Source organism: Faecalicatena contorta (assembly GCF_003149105.1).
GTDB classification, from domain to species: Bacteria; Bacillota; Clostridia; order Lachnospirales; family Lachnospiraceae; genus Muricomes; species Muricomes contortus_C.
Genome location: NZ_QGDS01000015.1, coordinates 40,079 through 57,921 on the forward strand (window position 1 = coordinate 40,079; position 17,843 = coordinate 57,921).

General features: G+C 42.9%; 15 protein-coding genes and 2 pseudogenes. 15 read left to right on the forward strand and 2 right to left on the reverse strand.

The window, feature by feature from the left end:
• Window positions 1-17 precede the first annotated feature (17 nt).
• From iolD to A8805_RS18055, 10 genes and pseudogenes are all read left to right on the forward strand, one after another.
• Window positions 18-1,955: a 3D-(3,5/4)-trihydroxycyclohexane-1,2-dione acylhydrolase (decyclizing) gene (iolD, locus tag A8805_RS18010; protein ID WP_109713743.1), complete on the forward strand. Its 1,938-nt coding sequence runs from the start codon at window positions 18-20 to the stop codon at window positions 1,953-1,955.
• A gap of 77 nt (window positions 1,956-2,032) precedes the next feature.
• Window positions 2,033-2,227 (forward strand): annotated as a pseudogene (locus tag A8805_RS18015) (acyl-CoA dehydrogenase family protein); the annotation flags it as partial.
• Window positions 2,217-2,339, forward strand: a pseudogene (locus A8805_RS23035) (electron transfer flavoprotein subunit alpha/FixB family protein); the annotation flags it as partial. The pseudogenes A8805_RS18015 and A8805_RS23035, both read left to right, overlap by 11 nt.
• A gap of 2 nt (window positions 2,340-2,341) precedes the next feature.
• Window positions 2,342-3,523: an acetyl-CoA C-acetyltransferase gene (locus A8805_RS18025; RefSeq protein WP_109713745.1), complete on the forward strand. Its 1,182-nt coding sequence runs from the start codon at window positions 2,342-2,344 to the stop codon at window positions 3,521-3,523.
• 11 nt (window positions 3,524-3,534) lie between these two features.
• Window positions 3,535-4,296, forward strand: a complete 762-nt coding sequence (locus A8805_RS18030; RefSeq protein WP_109713746.1) for an enoyl-CoA hydratase-related protein — start codon at window positions 3,535-3,537, stop codon at window positions 4,294-4,296.
• Between the two features lie 19 nt (window positions 4,297-4,315).
• Window positions 4,316-5,170 carry a 3-hydroxyacyl-CoA dehydrogenase NAD-binding domain-containing protein gene (locus tag A8805_RS18035; protein WP_109713832.1) on the forward strand — a complete coding sequence of 285 codons (855 nt, stop codon included), beginning with the start codon at window positions 4,316-4,318 and terminating at the stop codon, window positions 5,168-5,170.
• Window positions 5,167-6,390, forward strand: a complete 1,224-nt coding sequence (locus A8805_RS18040; protein ID WP_109713749.1) for a 6-phosphofructokinase — start codon at window positions 5,167-5,169, stop codon at window positions 6,388-6,390. The genes A8805_RS18035 and A8805_RS18040 overlap by 4 nt, the downstream gene beginning before the upstream one ends.
• Window positions 6,391-6,404: 14 nt before the next feature.
• Window positions 6,405-7,340 carry a class II fructose-1,6-bisphosphate aldolase gene (gene fba / locus A8805_RS18045; protein WP_109713751.1) on the forward strand — a complete coding sequence of 312 codons (936 nt, stop codon included), beginning with the start codon at window positions 6,405-6,407 and terminating at the stop codon, window positions 7,338-7,340.
• A gap of 113 nt (window positions 7,341-7,453) precedes the next feature.
• Window positions 7,454-8,383: a sugar phosphate isomerase/epimerase family protein gene (locus tag A8805_RS18050; protein ID WP_109713753.1), complete on the forward strand. Its 930-nt coding sequence runs from the start codon at window positions 7,454-7,456 to the stop codon at window positions 8,381-8,383.
• Window positions 8,384-8,391: 8 nt separating this feature from the next.
• A complete protein-coding gene (locus A8805_RS18055; RefSeq protein ID WP_207657727.1) occupies window positions 8,392-9,600 on the forward strand; it encodes an MFS transporter in 1,209 nt (402 codons plus the stop codon).
• 61 nt (window positions 9,601-9,661) lie between these two features.
• On the opposite strand, the gene A8805_RS18060 is transcribed toward A8805_RS18055, so the two are convergent.
• Together A8805_RS18060 and A8805_RS18065 are read right to left on the reverse strand one after the other, a co-directional pair.
• On the reverse strand, window positions 9,662-11,020 hold the full coding sequence (locus tag A8805_RS18060) for an MATE family efflux transporter (RefSeq protein ID WP_181392904.1): 1,359 nt from the start codon (window positions 11,018-11,020) through the stop codon (window positions 9,662-9,664).
• Window positions 11,021-11,339: 319 nt separating this feature from the next.
• Window positions 11,340-12,215, reverse strand: coding sequence for an AraC family transcriptional regulator (locus A8805_RS18065; protein ID WP_109713759.1), 876 nt, complete (start codon window positions 12,213-12,215; stop codon window positions 11,340-11,342).
• A 331-nt stretch (window positions 12,216-12,546) separates the two neighbouring features.
• Here A8805_RS18065 and iolE point away from each other — a divergent pair, with 331 nt between their 5' ends.
• The 5 genes from iolE to A8805_RS18090 are packed head-to-tail and all read left to right on the forward strand — an operon-like array spanning window position 12,547 to window position 17,816.
• Window positions 12,547-13,446 (forward strand): myo-inosose-2 dehydratase, encoded by a 900-nt coding sequence (gene iolE, locus A8805_RS18070; protein ID WP_109713761.1) that lies wholly within the window; start codon window positions 12,547-12,549, stop codon window positions 13,444-13,446.
• A 55-nt stretch (window positions 13,447-13,501) separates the two neighbouring features.
• The gene (locus tag A8805_RS18075; protein WP_109713763.1) at window positions 13,502-14,515 is read left to right on the forward strand and encodes a Gfo/Idh/MocA family oxidoreductase; all 1,014 of its coding nucleotides are present in this window, start codon (window positions 13,502-13,504) and stop codon (window positions 14,513-14,515) included.
• Between the two features lie 38 nt (window positions 14,516-14,553).
• Window positions 14,554-15,573: an inositol 2-dehydrogenase gene (gene iolG, locus A8805_RS18080; RefSeq protein WP_330406004.1), complete on the forward strand. Its 1,020-nt coding sequence runs from the start codon at window positions 14,554-14,556 to the stop codon at window positions 15,571-15,573.
• A gap of 1 nt (window position 15,574) precedes the next feature.
• Window positions 15,575-16,972 carry an MFS transporter gene (locus A8805_RS18085; protein WP_109713765.1) on the forward strand — a complete coding sequence of 466 codons (1,398 nt, stop codon included), beginning with the start codon at window positions 15,575-15,577 and terminating at the stop codon, window positions 16,970-16,972.
• Window positions 16,944-17,816 carry a sugar phosphate isomerase/epimerase family protein gene (locus A8805_RS18090; RefSeq protein ID WP_242992472.1) on the forward strand — a complete coding sequence of 291 codons (873 nt, stop codon included), beginning with the start codon at window positions 16,944-16,946 and terminating at the stop codon, window positions 17,814-17,816. The genes A8805_RS18085 and A8805_RS18090 overlap by 29 nt, the downstream gene beginning before the upstream one ends.
• Window positions 17,817-17,843: the final 27 nt, after the last annotated feature.

A 17,843-nucleotide genomic window follows, 5' to 3' on the forward strand; every position in this document is an offset into this window, starting at 1 on the left:
GGAAAGGAACAAAAATCATGGGAAGAACTAGAATGACGGTAGGTCAGGCAATTGTGAAGTTTTTGAATCAGCAATATGTTAGCTTTGATGATGATGAACACCGCTTCGTCGATGGTATTTTCACCATTTTTGGCCACGGTATTGTGGCAGGGCTTGGACAGGCACTTGATGAGGAACCGGGGGATCTCAGAGTGTATCATGGGCGTAACGAACAGGGAATGGCTCACGTAGCAATTTCTTACGCAAAACAAAATAACCGAAGAAGAATCATCGCTTGTACGTCTTCAATAGGACCGGGAGCTGCGAATATGGTTACCGCAGCCGGAACCGCGACTGTAAATAATGTTCCGTTATTATTATTCCCCGCTGACACCTTTTCCACCCGGCAGCCAGATCCGGTGCTACAGCAGATCGAGCAGCCGCACAGCCTGGCAATCACGACCAATGATGCCTTTAAACCTGTTTGTAATTACTGGGATCGTGTAGCGAGGCCAGAACAGCTGATGACAGCAATGATTAATGCGATGCGGGTGCTGACGAATCCGGCGACGGCAGGAGCAGTTTGTGTTGCAATTCCCCAGGATGTACAAGGTGAAAGTTTTGACTTCCCGGATTATTTTTTTGAAAAACGGGTACATCGGATCATGAGGAGTCCGGCAGACCCGGCTCAGATTGATGATGCGGTTGAAATGATCATGAAGGCAAAAAGGCCACTCTTTATCGGAGGTGGCGGTGCGCGGTATTCAGAAGCGGGAGCAACCCTTCAGAAGCTATGTGAGGACCTGACCATCCCCTATGCCGAATCCCAGGCCGGAAAGAGTGCCACTCCTTCCAGCAGCCCGATGAATGTTGGTGGGGTGGGTGTGACAGGAACATTGTGTGCCAATACGATTGCTGAGGAAGCAGATCTGGTTGTTGGTGTAGGCACCAGATTTAATGACTTCGTAACCGGATCAAAAGAGATTTTCCGTAATCCGGATGTTAAATTCCTATCGATCAACGTATCAGACTATCATGCTGAAAAATTAGATGCTACGAAGGTAGTTGGTGATGCCAAAGTGGTGCTGGAACGACTCGGGGGAATCTTAAGAGAAAAAAGATATCAAACTGGATACACCAAAGAACATATTGCTGGTCTGAAAGATGAGTACATGAAAGAGCTGAAAAGAATTCAGGGAATTACATATACCGGGAAAAACTTTGTTCCGCTGGTACCAAGTTGGACACCAGAGATCATCAATGATTATTTGAAGAGGATTGGCGGTACGATTACAGAGACCAATGGACTGGGGATTATCAGAGAATGCATTGCTGAAGATGCTATCGTTGTAAGTGCTTCTGGAAGTTTGCCGGCTGACATGGAAAGAATGTGGCTGACTGATGCAAAGGATTCTTACAATATGGAATATGGTTACAGCTGTATGGGATATGAGGTGCAGGGAGCTCTTGGAGCAAAACTGGCTTGCCCGGATAAAGAAGTGTATGCAATTGTTGGTGACGGTGCATTCCTGATGCTGAACTCAGAGCTGACAACTGCTATCCAGGAGAAAAAGAAGATCAATGTAATTGTTTTCGATAATGCTGCCTTTGGTTGTATTAACAACCTGCAGATGGGAAATGGAATTGGCAGCCTGTGTACCGAGTTCCGTTACAGAAATGAAGAAACCGGCAAGACAGATGGTGATTATATTAGTATTGACTTTGCCAAAGTTGGTGAAGGTTATGGTTTAAAGACTTACAGTGCGAAAACACCAGAAGAATTAAGAGCAGCGATTGAAGATAGTAAGAAGCAGGAAGTTTCGACCCTGATCGATGCTAAAGTATTACCAAAGACAATGGCAGAAGGTTATAAATCATGGTGGCATGTGGGGGTGGCGTCAACCAGTAAATCAGAAAAGACAGTGGATTCATGGAAGAATAAAGACGAGAAGCTTAAAAGTGCCAGAATGTATTAGATTAATTTCGACCGCAGTGCCTGACACTGCGGTCTTGTAATATCATACCATAGAATGTTATAGTAGAGGAGACAATAATGGATTTTAATCTGGAGAAGAAACATGAAATGGCGCGGACCTTATTTCGGGAATTCGCGGAGAATGAAGTGAAACCATTGGCTCAGGAAGTCGATGAAACAGAAAGCTTTCCCATCGAAACGGTAAAGAAAATGGCAGCCTGTGGGTTACTTGGAATTCCTGTTCCGAAAGAAAACCTGCTGGGTGCACAAGGATGATACTGCGCCACTCTTTGATGTGGCGGATTATGGCATTGTCGGAGACTATCGTAAGATTGTTCCGATATTAACTGAGCAGCTGAAAAGTGCAGCTGCTGTGGAGGTCTAAATATGAGAAAAAGAATTGTATTAGCAGGTGCGTGCCGGACGGCCATCGGTGCGATGGGCGGCAGCCTCAGTAATGTTTCGGCGGTAGAACTGGGGAGTATTGTCATCAAAGAGGCGGTCAAGCGTGCCGGAATAACGGAAGATGATGTTGAACATGTTTATATGGGGAATGTAATTCAGGCCGGACAGGGTCAGAATGTGGCCCGGCAGGCTGCGGTAAAAGCGGGCATTCCATATCGTGTGCCTGCGGTTACCATCAATGTTGTTTGCGGTTCCGGATTAAACAGTGTCAATATGGCAGCCCAGATGATCCGGTCGGGTGAGGCGGATATCGTAATCGCCGGCGGCATGGAGAATATGTCCAGAGCACCTTACTATCTGGAGAATGCCAGAGCGGGCTACCGCCTCGGCGATGGCAAGTTAAAAGATTCACTGGTCGGCGATGCTCTGTGGGATGCATTCCATGATTATCATATGGGAATCACTGCAGAAAATGTGGCAGAACGGTGGAATATCAGTCGTGAGGAACTGGATCAGTTCGCTTATGGAAGCCAGGTCAAAGCAACCGCCGCGATTAAGGGTAATGTGTTTGAAGATGAGATCGTACCGGTTGAGATTAAGACCAGAAAAGCAGCCTACCAGTTTAAAGAAGATGAATCGCCGCGGCCGGATGCATCATATGAAAAAATGAGTAAGCTCAGACCGGCATTTAAAGCGGATGGAATCGTGACGGCAGCGAATTCTTCGACCATTAATGATGGGGCCGCGGCAGTCGTCGTGATGAGTGAAGAAAAGGCGAAAGAGTTAAATGTAACACCGATGGCGGTTTGGCTGGGTGGTGATCTGGCTGGAGTCGACCCGGAAATTATGGGGATTGGTCCCGTCGCAGCAACCAGAAAGACCCTGGAAAAGTTGAATCTGACGATTGATGATATCGACCTGGTCGAGGCGAATGAAGCGTTTGCAGCCCAGTCGATTGCGGTCCAGAGAGATCTGGCGATTCCTGCAGAAAAGCTAAATATTCACGGAGGTGCTATTTCGCTGGGACATCCAGTCGGGGCATCAGGAGCCAGAATCTTAGTAACCTTGTTACATGAACTGAAACGAAGTAATCGCCGGCTTGGCCTGGCTACCCTCTGTATCGGTGGGGGAATGGGCTGTTCGGCGATCGTCGAAAGCATATAAGAGGTGGCTGAATGAAATATATTGAGATCCGGAAAGTAGAAGATTCCTTGATAATCACTATTTCCAGACCGGCTGCGATGAATGCTCTTAACCTTGAGGTGCTTAAAGAATTAAAGGAGTCTTTTAGTAACGTTGATGTAGATAATATCAGGTGTGTTATTTTGACCGGCGCCGGTAAGAAGGCTTTTGTAGCAGGTGCGGATATTGGACTTATGGAGAAACTAACAAAGAAGCAGGCTAAGGATTTCTCTTCATTTGGTTCCAACGTGTTTCGCATGATTGAAACCTTCCCAATTCCGGTAATCGCAGCGGTAAACGGATATGCCCTGGGTGGCGGGCTGGAGCTTGCGCTTGCTTGTGACATCCGTATCGCTTCTGCGAATGCGGTGTTTGGGCTGCCTGAACTGGGATTTGGTATTATTCCTGGATTTGGAGGAACCCAGCGGTTGATGAGGACAATTCCGGGTGGCTGGGCTAAGGAAATGATTTATGCCAGTACCCAAATAGATTCAACCAGAGCGCTGCAATTGGGGCTGATTAATGAGGTTTGCCAGAGCGAAGAATTGATGGACCATGCTCTGATGATTGGCAAAAGAATTGCCCAAAATACACCAAATGCAATAAGGCTGGCAAAAAGGGCGATGAACGATGGTTCAGATGAGCGGATCATTTTAGGTCTTGATCTGGAGTCAAATTTATTTGCCCAATGTTTTGAAAATGAGGAACAGACGAGCAGAATGAAAGCTTTTATTGAAAAATCAAAAAGAAGATAGCATGCGGGGGTATATAATGATGAAAGTAGGAGTAATAGGTGCCGGAACAATGGGTCAGGGCATTGCCCAAACTTTTGCCGAAGGTCTTGATTATGAGGTGGCATTATGTGATATCTCTGAGGATTTTGCTGGCAAGGGTAAGCAGGCGATTGCCCGCCAGTTAGAAAGAATGGCCGCTAAAGGCAAAAAGAATCGTGATGAAGTAAAGCAGATTTTAGAAAAAATCCGGATTGGAGTAATCGATTTATCGGCAGATTGTGATTTGATTATTGAAGCAGCAGCGGAAAATATGGATATTAAAAAGGATATCTTTCAAAAGTTAGAAAAAATATGTGATTCAGCTGCGATATTTGCAACTAATACGTCTTCTCTTTCAATTACTGGGATATCAGCCGCAGTTCAGAGGCCAGTTATCGGAATGCATTTTTTTAATCCGGTTCCAGTGATGAAACTGGTTGAGATAGTGAGAGGGGTAGACACTCCTGATGACATCGCTAAGCGAGTAAAAGATATTGTCGAAGATATCGGTAAAGTTTCGGTAGAAGTATCAGAACAGCCCGGTTTTGTAGTAAATAGAATTCTGATTCCGATGATTAATGAGGCGATTGGACTCTATGAGCTGGGTGCTGCCTCCGTCGAAGATATTGATACATCAATGAAGTTAGGTGCGAATCATCCGATTGGGCCGCTGGCGCTGGGAGACCTGGTCGGCCTGGATGTGTGTCTGGCAATTATGGAGGTTCTTCAGGCAGAAACAGGAGATCCGAAATACCGGCCGGCTCCGCTGCTGCGAAAAATGGTTCGGGGTGGACTGTTGGGCAGAAAAAGTGGAAAAGGCTTTTATACCTATAGGGATGAGGAGATGAAGTTATGAAAAATATAATGATTGCCCAGTCCGGCGGTCCGACAGCAGCCATTAACGCAACGGTTGCAGGAGCTATATCGGTGGCATTATCAAGCAGCGAAGTAGGTAAAATATATGGGGCCCAAAATGGGATTCAGGGCGTTTTAAATGAAACCTTTATTGATCTAAAGGAAAAGATCCGCAGTAGTCAGGAACTGGAATTACTCAGTCACACACCGGCCGCTGCTCTTGGCTCATGCCGGCTAAAGTTAAAGGATTTGAAGAAGGATGAGACTCAGTTTGAAAAGATTATTGATATCTTTAAAAAGTATGGGATCAACTGCTTTATTTATATTGGCGGCAATGACTCAATGGATACAGTGGATAAGTTATCGCAGTATTGTGCAGCAAAGAATATTAGTGATATCATCGTTGTTGGAGCACCTAAGACAGTTGATAATGATCTTGTCGGTACTGATCACTGTCCGGGATTCGGTTCGGCAGCGAAATATATCGGTGTAACCTTTTCAGAATTAGAGCGGGACTGTCATGTATATAAGACTAAGGCAGTGACGATTGTTGAAGTAATGGGTCGAAATGCCGGCTGGTTAACAGCAGCTTCCTCTTTGGCCCGGATAAATGGGGCTAAGGGTCCTGATCTCATTTACTTGTGTGAGCCAGTATTTTCAACGGAGCAATTCATTGCTGATGTAAAAGCCAAGCTGGAGAGACAGGATGCAGTATTGGTGGCGGTCAGCGAAGGGATTATGGATGAAAACGGAAAATATATCTCGGAACAGGTTCAAAGTGGGATGCTGGATGCATTTGGCCACGCGTACACTTCGGGTTCGGCGAAAGTTTTAGAAGAATTGGTCCGCGAAAAAGTTGGCTGCAAAGTGCGTTCGATTGAATTAAATTTAATGCAGAGATGTGCTGGTCATATTGCCAGTGCGACCGACATCACGGAATCTAAAATGCTTGGAATGAAAGCTTGCCAGTGTGCTTTAGAGGGACAAAATGGTGTGATGGCCGCAATCGTCAGAAAGAGTGACAGTCCGTATGTTGTAGAGTACACAGCGGTGCCGGTAAATCAGGTCTCGAATAAGGAGAAGAAAGTACCGGATGAATTTATCAACGAACATAAGAATGACGTAACGCCTGAAATGGTTGCGTATCTTTTACCGCTAATTCAGGGGGAAGTTAATCAAGAGTATGTCAATGGCATTCCGAAACAAATAGAATTATATTAAAAAGGAGGTACGCAATGGCATTAGTAACAACAACTGAAATGTTTAAAAAAGCTTATCAAGGCGGATATGCAATCGGCGCTTTTAATGTGAATAATATGGAAATTATCCAGGGAATTACCGAAGCGGCCGGAGAATTGAAATCGCCGCTGATCTTACAGGTATCGGCAGGGGCCAGAAAATATGCGAATCACGCGTATCTAATTAAGTTAGTCGAAGCAGCTTTAGAAGTGAACGATATTCCCATTGCCCTGCATTTAGACCATGGTGCTGACTTTGAAATTTGCAAATCTTGTATTGACGGTGGTTTCACCTCAGTAATGATTGATGGATCACATCATGATTTTAAAACTAACATGGAGATAACCAAGAAAGTAGTTGAGTATGCCCACGATAAAGGAGTGGTTGTCGAAGGTGAATTAGGCCAGCTTGCCGGCGTTGAAGATGACGTCAATGTATCGGCAGAAAATGCTTCCTATACCGATCCCGATCAGGTCCAGGAATTTGTTGAACGCACCGGTGTCGATTCACTGGCTATCGCGATCGGCACCAGTCACGGTGCATTTAAATTTAAACCGGGCCAAAAACCACAGCTTCGCTTTGATATACTGGCAGAAATAGAAAAAAGACTGCCTGATTATCCTATCGTATTACATGGTGCGTCCTCTGTTTCACAAGAATATGTGAAACAGATCCAGCAATACGGGGGAAATCTCGCTGATGCAATCGGGATTCCGGAAGACATGCTGCGTCAGGCGGCGAAATCGGCAGTTTGTAAAATCAACATTGACTCCGATTTGCGTCTGGCATTTACTGCTGGTGTGCGGAAGGCACTGGTGGAAAAGCCGGAGGCTTTTGATCCCAGAGAATATCTGAAAGTGGCCAGAGGCAATATTAAGTCATTAGTTGAACATAAGATTAAACATGTTTTAGGCAGTGACGGAGCGGTCTAAGTCTAATATCTAAAAAGAAACAGAAACTTCTAACAAGAAGCTATTGCAGACAAAAAGGAAGCAATAGCTTTTTGTAAACAAATTTCAGAGGTAAAGTAGAGAAGGAGCAAACGATGGGAATAAATATTTGCGGTGCACCCTGCTGCTGGGGTGTTGATGATATCACGAATCCGAATCTTCCGACCTGGCAGAGAGTGATGAGTGAAGCTCATGAGGCAGGTTACCGGGCGATTGAACTGGGGCCCAATGGATGGATTCCGACCGATGACATCGAAATGGTAACGGCTGAATTAAATAAGAATAACCTTGCAATCGTCGCGGGCACGATTTTCGATGATATGTTGAGTGAAGAAAACTATGAAAAGCTGATTAATCAGGTTGATGGTATATGTAAGCTCATTACCAAATTACCACCCTTGCCGTTAGAAGACGGACAGCGCTGGCCCACTCCATATATGACAATTATGGACTGGGGCCATGATGAACGAGATTATGCTGCGGGGCATTCAGACCAGGCTCCCCGGCTGGAAAAAAAAGAATGGGACCAAATGATGCGTCATTTTAGAGGGTTGGCTGAACGGGCAAAGAGTTATGGCGTTCGTCCGGTAATGCATCCTCATTGCGGCGGCTATATTGAATTCAGCGATGAAATTGAACGTATGATAGAAGAAATCCCCAATGATTTGGCTGGTCTTGTCCTGGATACCGGACACCTGCAATATGCTGGACTGGACCCGGTTGAATGGATTCGGAAATATAAAGACCGTCTGGATTATGTACATTTTAAAGATATTGATCCGAAAGTTTATGATGAAGTGATGAATGAACATATCCGTTTCTTTGAAGGATGTGCAAAGGGATCCATGTGTCCGATCGGGCAGGGGATGATTGATTATAAAGCGGTTGCGGATGTACTTGCGGAAATTAACTATCATGGCTACATAACTATTGAACAAGAATGTGATCCGCGTAATGTCGGCAGCAGCCTAAAAAACGTAAAAGCAAGCGTCAACTTTCTAAAGAATATAGGATATAACATCTGATGATAGTTATGAAAAATTATAAAAACTATAAAAAAAATCTGACTATATTATTTAGTATGATTGCAATCTTTTTTACTGGTTTTCCCCATGTCTGGTCGCTCTATTCGCCTTACGTTATCAGGATAACCAATTGGACAAGAGAACAGGTTTCAATGTGCTTTTATCTGGCGCTTTTTACATTTGTCTTCGGCAATATTGTGGGAGGAAGAATCCAGGATAATGCAAAACCGTTGAGGGTGCTGGCGGCCGGCGGCCTGCTGCAGGCGTTGGGAGTCCTTTTAAGCGCTTATCTAATGATTGCTAACCCGATTCCGCTTTATCTTACCTTTGGGGTTATGCAGGGATTCGGCCAGGGTATGGTCTATGCTGTATTATTAGCAACAGCCCAGAAATGGTACCCAAAAAGAAAAGGATTTGGCTCGGGGATTGTAATAACCTTTAATGGCCTGAGCGGCTTGTTGTTAACTCCGTTAAGCCGGTTTTTCCTGGCAGCAGACGGCCCTCAGAAGGCACTGAAGGTAATTGCCGGACTAATGGCAATTGCCTGGGCTGGATCAATCCTATTCGTCCGCCAGCCGGAAGATGTACAAGCGGTACAAAACGTAAACGGTGAGACAGAAAAAAATAAAAAGAAACAATATACAGCCAAAGAAATGGTGCAAACCAAAAAATTTTATCTTTTGGTTGCATCTATGTGCCTGGCTTTAATCCCGTATTTATTGATTTCACCGATTGCTCAGGGAATTCAGGTGGAGCGTGGCTTACATAAAGATATTGCTGCTGGTGGGATTATGATTGGTGCAGCTTTAAATGCGCTGGCCAGAATCGTAGTGCCGGCTTTGTCTGACCGTTTTGGCCGGATTTATACGATACGAGTGGTGTATATCATCATGTTCTTTGCTTCCGGCGGCATTATTGTAGCCAGGACAAATATAATGTTTATCTGTGTAGTCATCCTGTTTGGGTGCTATGGAGCTGTCATGGGAAGTTTTCCTTCTATCGCAAGCTCGATCTTTGGCACGGCACACGCAGCAGAAAACTATGGATATATCATGACCGGAGTCATTTTGGCTACCGGGCTGTCGCCATTAATATCAGCCTTGCCGTCGAGTAACAATGGAGTGGGGGGTGATTTATTTCTGATCGTAGGATTTGCCTGCTCAGTCTTGGCGTGTATCTGCATTACTTTATTAAAAAAAGAACTGAGCAAGTGTTAACTGAGCAGATAAGTACCTCCCAGGCCAGCCGATTTAACTATGTTGGTTTGGAGGTACTTATTTATTCCTTATTTAGAGCATTAATCCGTAAAAATTTGTTGACCTTTATAAATGCCGGCAGGCATTTGAATACCTGATCTGAGTTTAAACATGCTGCCACTGCTATTACCGGAAGTTTCCAGACAAACGCCGCCAGTAAAGAGAGCGGATACATGATTACCCAGATGCTGACCATATCCAGTTTCAGGGCAAAACTGGTGTCGCCGCTGCCGCGGATGATACCAGTGTTAACAGGCATCTGATAGGAGGTACCAATAGCGGTAATGCTAAGCAGGGTGATGATCTGATACGTCAGATGTTTTGCAGCCGGTGTCAGCGAATATAAACTGATCAGCGGGGTCTTAATCAGGTTAAGGAGCAGGCAGATGGTCAGGCCGACAATTAGATAAATCCACTGCAATGAACGCTTATACTGGTTGATTTTTTCAGTTTTACCACTGCCGACGGTTTTGCCAATCATTACCACAGTAGCAGAGGAAAATCCAATCGCAATCAGTTTTAGATATTGAAAGATGGTAGTTGCGGCACTATTTGCTGCAATTGCATCGGAGGATAGATGTCCGAGTATCGCTGTCTGCAGGCCGACCGACAGGCCAAACAGGGTCTGGGTCACGACAATTGGCACGCTTGAGTTAATATAAGTGACCAGCAAAGCTTTCTTTATCTTATAGGATGGCATACAAAACAGGTCCGGGAATTTAGATTTAATATATATAATAATTAATAGCAGCTCTACGAACCGGGCGGTCAACGTTCCGATTGCCGCGCCGGTAACTCCTAATGATGGTGCGCCCAGCTTTCCGAAGATAAACACATAATTCATCGCTATATTAACGGCAAGTGAAATGCAGGAAATATAGAAACCTATTTTAACTTTTTCCATGCTGCGCAGAGCAGCCAAAAGAAGATATGTAATAATGAAAGGGATATAGGTAAAACGCATAATCTCTAAGTATTGGCAGCCGGAACTGATGATTGCCGGGTCAGTCGTGAAAATCTTTAGCACAGGAACCGGGAAGAGGCTGGTTAAGACGGTCAACAGGATGCTTACAGACAACCCTATAATTACTGCGATCTTGGTAAGCAGGTAGATTGGTCTTAGATTCTTTTTACCCCAGTACTGAGCAGATAGCGTGACCAGTCCTTCGCCCAATCCCAATGAAACCTGCTGAAATAGAAACTGAATTTGATTTACCGAAGCAGCTGCAGCCAAAGCTGTCTGGTCATAACTGCCAAGCATGATATTATCAGCGACATTGACACTGAAAGTAATCATATTTTGAAATACTATTATGGCAGCTAATCGAAAAAAACGTTTATACATTTCTTTTGTTTCGTTTTCTAATGGACGCATAATCATAATAATTTCCACCTTATTCTTGATTTTTGAATAGCCTTGCATCCCCAGAGGTACTGTTAAGTAAATAGTAGTAAACACAAAAGCAATTAAATTAAGAAATTTTACGCTATTAATCTTAACCGGAAAGGCAATATATAATTTATTAAATATTATACAATATAAATAAATCATATACAATATAAAAATTAGTATAAAACAAAAGTTAAATGATGATCTCTTAATGTGTCAGTTATCCTGTTTGGCTGCTGCATAAAATTTTACATTTAATAAAGGCCTGAGTTGCTGATTAATCAGCAACTCAGGCCTTTTCCATAAGAATTCAATTATTTTTACTATTCATTAAATCTATTGAGCGTTTGTACTGCACCGGTGAAAGGCCAACATGCTTCTTAAACATAGCACTGAAGTGTGCCGGATTACTAAAGCCTAATAAATCTGAAATTTCTGCCATTGTCAGTTCGGTATTCATTAATAAGCTCTGGGCTTCACCGAATCTCCGATAGAGTAAATAATGGATTGGCGATATGTTCATTTTTGCCTTAAAAGCATGCGATACATAATTGGGAGTCATGTTTAAAGCTTTACTGATACTTTCTAATGAAAGCGGTTTCGTGTAATGTGTATCTAAATAGTGCTTAATCTTATCCACAATCGCGTCCGAGTTATTGGCAGAGGTACGGATCTGATGACGGTCTCTGCTAAGCAGAAGTTGATTGATCAGTAGGAGAACTGATATGGACATCGAAGAACAAACATCATATAGTTGCTCAAAATCCAGTGATAACATAAAAATAAGTTCCATCAGAGGTCCGATTTTTTCAGCAAAACTACCGCAAGATACAATGGGGCTAGTGGAGTTTTTGATTAAACAGTTATTTGGCAGATTTTTGATTCTTACATTTGTTAAGGCACAACAATAAGACCGCATACTGTTGTTAAAAGCCGGAGCATCCCCATGTAATACTTTTTCATTACATATAATCATGTCCCCTTCTTTCACTGCATAGAGCTGGTTCTCCACCATATAATATCCGCAGCCGCTATGTACATAATAAAGTTCCAATTCAGAGTCGTGGGAGTGAAAAAGCCGGGCATATTTATTATTATGTGTTTCGTCAATTAGGTATACGGCAGTTAGTTGTGGAATCTCTTTGTCTCTAAAAATATCTGATATCTGATTTTTTTTTTTGTCCATGAAATCCTCCTTTAATCAGTGCATTGCAATTTCTCATAAATCAATCAGAAAGAACGTATCCAAAACGCTCATTTCAGACCAAGATTACGATACCGCAGTTTTTATTTGTGATGTTAGAATTACTTTAAAGAAAGAATTTGTGGACGCTGCTTTTCTTTTTAAATACACAAATAATTGAGAAAAGGATTCGGATATTAAGTTGTATATTATAGTGACAAGTGTGTGTTACTTGCAGTTTAGCATAATTAAGGCAGATAATCTAGATGCTAATTTTACTTAAATATCAAAGATAGGATCGGAGTCCACATAAGAAAAGGAGGAGAAGAAAAAATTGTTAAAACGAGAGAACATCAAGTTAGGTATTGCTCCCATTGCATGGACAGAAGACGATATGCCGGAGTATGGAAAAGAAGCCACTTTTCTGCAGACGATCAGTGAAATTGCATTGACGGGGTATGAAGGTACGGAAATTGGCTGCTTGTACCCACATAGTTCCAAGATATTAAATGAGGAGTTTGCGAGAAGGGGAATTGAAAATATTACCCAGTGGTTTAGTGCTTACATTAATGAGCTTCCCTTCTGGCAGGTCGAAAGAGATTTTAGAGATCATATGTACTTTTTAAAAGCTGCCGGAGCAAAATTAATCAATGTGTCCGATCAAAGCTTCAGTGTCCAACACCGGTCCAGTACAAGCTTCTTAGATAAGCCGGTACTGAACGAAGAACAGTGGCAGGAACTTGCAGAGGGGCTTAATAAGCTGGGGAAGATTGCTGTTGAACATGATATGGCAATTGTCTATCACCATCATATGACAACTACCGTCCAGACTGCTTCGGAAGTGGATAAACTGATGGAACTGACTGATCCGCGCTATGTGAGCCTGATTTTCGATACGGGGCATTTAGCATTTTCCGGTGATGATCCGGTTGCTGTCCTGAAAAAGCATTTTGACCGGATTAAACACATCCATTTGAAGAATATCCGTAAGGACGTTGTAGAACGCTGCCGCAAAGAACGAATGAGCTTTTTGGATTCCGTACTGGAAGGTGCATTTACAGTACCTGGTGATCCGGAGGGATGGGTAGATTTCCCGGCTGTATTTAAGATTTTAGAGGAGCGGGAATACAAAGGCTGGTTAGTGGTTGAGGCTGAACAAAACCCATATATCTATAATCCTTTTGATTATGCGGTAATGGCCCGGAAGTATGTCAAAGAACTCACTGGAATTTAAGAAATTTATTTTATACATATTAAGAAAAACAGGTAAATGAAAGGAAGAAGTAAAAATGAAGAAATTGAAAATAGGTATTATTGGTGTTGGCAGATTAGGGTATGAGCATGCCTGCAATATAGCGAATCGTGTTCCTAATACAGAATTGGTTGCAGTTTGTGACCGGAAAGAAGAGCGGGCCAGAGAAGTATCCAAAGAATTGGATGTTGCAGCCTTTTATACAGATGCTAAAGATCTCTGCGCAGATCCGAATGTAGAGGCTGTTGCAATCATTACTAATACAGATTCCCACGCAGAAATCATTAAAATTGCTATGGATGCAGGAAAGCATGTATTTTGCGATAAGCCGCTCAGCGAAACAATCGAAAAGTGTAAAGATGCAGAAAAAGTTGTAGCTGCTCATCCAGAGCTAACCTTTATGCTGGGATTTATGCGCCGCTATGATAAGTCTTATGCGATTGCAAAACAGAAAATAGATAATGGTGACATCGGCGATGTTATCTTAGTCCGCTGCTATTCACAAGATCCCATTTCTATTATTGAGGGGACCCTGGAATATGCACCGCGCTCAGGTGGTCAATTTATTGATATGAACATCCATGACATCGACTTGATTCGCTGGCTGACCAATTCAGAACCGAAGAAGTTGTGGTCCATTGGCGGCTGCTTTGAATTTAAACAATATAAGGACTGGGATGACGGAGACAATGTATCGACAATGATGCAGTGTGAAAGTGATGCGATGGCATTCATGTATGCAGGCCGTGCAGCGGCTCACGGTTCTCATGTTGAAACGGAAATCGTTGGTACCCGCGGAACCCTGCGTATCGCCGGTGTTCCAACCAGCTCAATGCTTGAAGTGATGAGTGAGCACGGAGTGTGCCAGGAGTGTTATCAGGATTTTGTTACCCGCTGGCATGATGCATATGTAACTGAGATGGAGGTGTTTGCTAATTGTGTAATGAACAAGGAAGCAGCTACACCAACTGTCGTTGACGGAACAAAAAATACGGAAATTGCATTCCGCTGCAAAGAATCTTTCATGAGCGGCAATATGATTACTTTATAAAATGTAACGGATGAAATGATTGCAGGGAGAAGAGGAAAATGGAAATGAAAAAGGTTAGAATTGGTTTGATTGGAGCAGGAAGAATCGGTAAATTGCACGGGGAAAACCTCGCTCACTCGGTAGCACAGGCAGATTTGGCCGCAGTAGCAGATCCAATGATGAATGATGAGATGAGAAGCTGGGCGGAATCTATGGGTATTAAAAAATGTTATGATGATCCGGAATCAATTTTAAATGATCCGGAGATTGATGCCATTTTTATCTGTTCGGCAACAAACACACACGCTGACTTAATTAAACGTGGAGCGTTAGAAGGAAAGCACATCTTTTGCGAAAAGCCAATCGATACAGATTTGAAAAAGATTGAAGAAACGCTTGAAGTAGTGAAAAAAGCAGGAGTTAAACTGCAGGTCGGATTTGTCCGCAGATTTGATCATAACCATAAGAAAGTACACGATACTGTAGCCGAAGGCAGGCTGGGAAAAGTACATGTGGTAAAAGTGACCTCCAGAGATCCCGATCATCAGTCCATGGAATATATTAAGGTTTCCGGCGGTATCTATATGGATATGACTATTCATGACTTTGATATGGTACGTTATCTGGCCGGAAGTGAAGTGACTGAAGTTATGGCATATGGTGCTGAGCTCAGTGGTGCTGGTTATGCAGATTTTGATGATGTCGATACTACCATTGTGATGATGAAGTTTGAAAATGGAGCTTTGGGCGTGATTGATAACAGCAGAGCTGCTCATTATGGATATGATCAAAGGACTGAAGTGCACTGCGACAAGGGATGCGTTCAGGTGGCTAATGACAGGAATGATATGTCCATGATTTCGACGGCTGATGGTGTTGAAATATCAAAACCCACCTGGTTTTTCCTGGAACGCTATAATAATGCATTCATTTCAGAGGCAGAAGAGTTTACCAAAGCTGTTTTAAATGATACTCCAACATTGGTTAATGGCAACGATGGACTAGCGCCTGTGAAGATTGCTATGGCTGCGGCTAAGTCACTGAAAGAAGGTTGTCCGGTAAAGGTGGGTGATCTGTAAAATGAGCCAGGTAAAAGAAAATACAACCGATAGTGTTGTTGTCAAACCATTATCTGTGGGGACCAGGGTTTCTTATGGATTTGGTGATACGGCATGTAATATCGTGTTTGGAATGATTTCGACACTTTTGACTTTATTTTATACTGATTATGCCGGTATTTCAGTTGCAATTGTTGGTTTGGTTATGCTGATTTCGCGTATCTTTGACGGAGTTTCAGATGTTATCATGGGCTTCATCGTAAACCGGACCAACTCAAAATGGGGAAAAGCCAGACCATGGATATTGTGGATGAGTATTCCTTACTGTATTTCTGCGGTGGCGTTATTTCTGGTTCCTCAAACGAACGAAACATTACAATTTTGGTATATTTTCATTACATATAACCTGTGTACCACAGTATTCTATACTGCAATCAACGTACCATACGGAACATTATCAACAATGATGACTCGTTCCTCTCACCAGCGTGATTTGCTTTCTATCTTTAGAATGTCAATGGCACCGATTGGCCGTATTATAGCCGTAACGTTTACGATGCCTGTGGTTAAACTGTTTGGTGATGATCAGGCAGCCTGGGTGAAAGCAATGTCGATGTGGGTAATACTGGCATTCATTATGCTGGTAACCTGTTTTTTGAAGTGTAAAGAGACGGTTCATATAGAGTTAGCTGCAAAAACTAAAGTTCCATTTAGCAAGAACATCAAGGCATTACTGACCAACCAGTACTTTTGGTCCACTTTGATTTTGTGGACGGTTACGTGTGTACATGGAACAATCGTAGGAACAACCCTGCCCTATTATTGTAAATACATTTTCAGAAACGACACATGGATGTATAGTGTCTTATATTTTGCAGAAGCCGGAACCTTGATTTTAGGAGCAATGCTGTGTCCGTTTTTGCTGAAGAAAATGGGCAAGAGGAATCTTTCGTTGATTGGTGCTGTTATTGCGGTAGCATCACATATGCTGCTTTTATTGAATCCTTACAGTTTCAGCTGGGCCCTTGGGACCAGTATTATCAGAGCATTAGGTGAAGCACCGTTGACGGCGGTTGTCTTCGGGATGATGGGAGATGTTATTGAATTCGGTCAGTGGAAGAGCCGTGTCAGACAAGAAGCATTGGTTTTCGGCGGAGGATCTCTGGGCTTTAAGATTGGGACTGGTATTACCAGTGTAGTTATTACATCGATGCTGAATACCGCCGGTTACCTCAGCTCTACCGGCGGTAATGTAACCCAGCCTGGAAGTGCAGTGGATATGATAAGGAATATCTATGTATGGGGACCAACCCTGATTTGGGCAGTTGCAATAATAGTCCTGATCGTTTATAAATTGGATAAGAAGTATCCAAAGATTATGGAAGAACTTGGTGAAAGAGAAGCAAGAGGTGAATTGTAGAGAGGAGCAGGGAATGCTGAAGCTTGGATATAATGAAGCAACATGTAAGGAAAACTCAAATGTAAGAAGAGATCTGGAATTGTGCGAAAAGCATGGTTATGACTATATCGAACTGCGTCTTGATATGTTGAAGGAGTATTTAAAATATAATACACTGGATGACTTAAAGGACTTTTTCGCCAAAAATAAGATCAAACCATTTGCCTTTAACTCGATTGAAAATATTAATTTCTGTTCACCAAAAGAATGGGAAGAACTAATCAATTTATTTACCTTTGGATGCAAGATTGCCAGGGAAATTGAAAATCCATATATAATTGTAGTTCCAACGATGACGGATGAAATCTGCACAAAAGATGAAAAAGAAGTGTTTGAGGACTCTGTTGAAGTGCTGAATAAGCTGGCCGATATTGCAGAGGTCTACGGAGTTAAGCTATCGTTCGAACCAATCGGAGATCGCCGATGGTGCTGTAATAGTCTGAGACAAGCTTTGGAAATTGTGGAGGCAGTTGATCGTGATAGCGTTGGTCTAACCGTCGATTGTATTAACTTCTATATGCATGATAAGGCGGCGGACATTGAATTTATCAAGAGAATTCCAAAAGAGAAATTATTTGTTTTTCATATCAATGACTGTGAAGATCTTCCGTTGGGAATTTTGGATCACTGCCACCGCTTAATGCCTGGTTTGGGAGCAATACCGGTAGCGGAGATTGCTAATGCAGTGAAAGCAGTTGGTTATGACGGTCCTGCTTGTCTGGAGCTGTTTAGACCGGAATATTGGAATATGGATGCAGAAGAGGTAATTAAAATGGGAGTGGAGACTACTAATAAATTTCTATAGCTTACACATTGAAACAACAAGCAAAAG

Bases quoted from the DNA above. Each gene is read 5' to 3' on its own strand.
- iolD (WP_109713743.1), top strand. From the start codon at position 18: ATGGGAAGAACTAGAATGACGGTAGGTCAGGCAATTGTGAAGTTTTTG.
- A8805_RS18025 (WP_109713745.1), top strand. From the start codon at position 2,342: ATGAGAAAAAGAATTGTATTAGCAGGTGCGTGCCGGACGGCCATCGGT.
- A8805_RS18030 (WP_109713746.1), top strand. From the start codon at position 3,535: ATGAAATATATTGAGATCCGGAAAGTAGAAGATTCCTTGATAATCACT.
- A8805_RS18035 (WP_109713832.1), top strand. From the start codon at position 4,316: ATGAAAGTAGGAGTAATAGGTGCCGGAACAATGGGTCAGGGCATTGCC.
- A8805_RS18040 (WP_109713749.1), top strand. From the start codon at position 5,167: ATGAAAAATATAATGATTGCCCAGTCCGGCGGTCCGACAGCAGCCATT.
- fba (WP_109713751.1), top strand. From the start codon at position 6,405: ATGGCATTAGTAACAACAACTGAAATGTTTAAAAAAGCTTATCAAGGC.
- A8805_RS18050 (WP_109713753.1), top strand. From the start codon at position 7,454: ATGGGAATAAATATTTGCGGTGCACCCTGCTGCTGGGGTGTTGATGAT.
- A8805_RS18055 (WP_207657727.1), top strand. From the start codon at position 8,392: ATGAAAAATTATAAAAACTATAAAAAAAATCTGACTATATTATTTAGT.
- A8805_RS18060 (WP_181392904.1), bottom strand. From the start codon at position 11,020: ATGATTATGCGTCCATTAGAAAACGAAACAAAAGAAATGTATAAACGT.
- A8805_RS18065 (WP_109713759.1), bottom strand. From the start codon at position 12,215: ATGGACAAAAAAAAAAATCAGATATCAGATATTTTTAGAGACAAAGAG.
- A8805_RS18075 (WP_109713763.1), top strand. From the start codon at position 13,502: ATGAAGAAATTGAAAATAGGTATTATTGGTGTTGGCAGATTAGGGTAT.
- iolG (WP_330406004.1), top strand. From the start codon at position 14,554: ATGGAAATGAAAAAGGTTAGAATTGGTTTGATTGGAGCAGGAAGAATC.
- A8805_RS18085 (WP_109713765.1), top strand. From the start codon at position 15,575: ATGAGCCAGGTAAAAGAAAATACAACCGATAGTGTTGTTGTCAAACCA.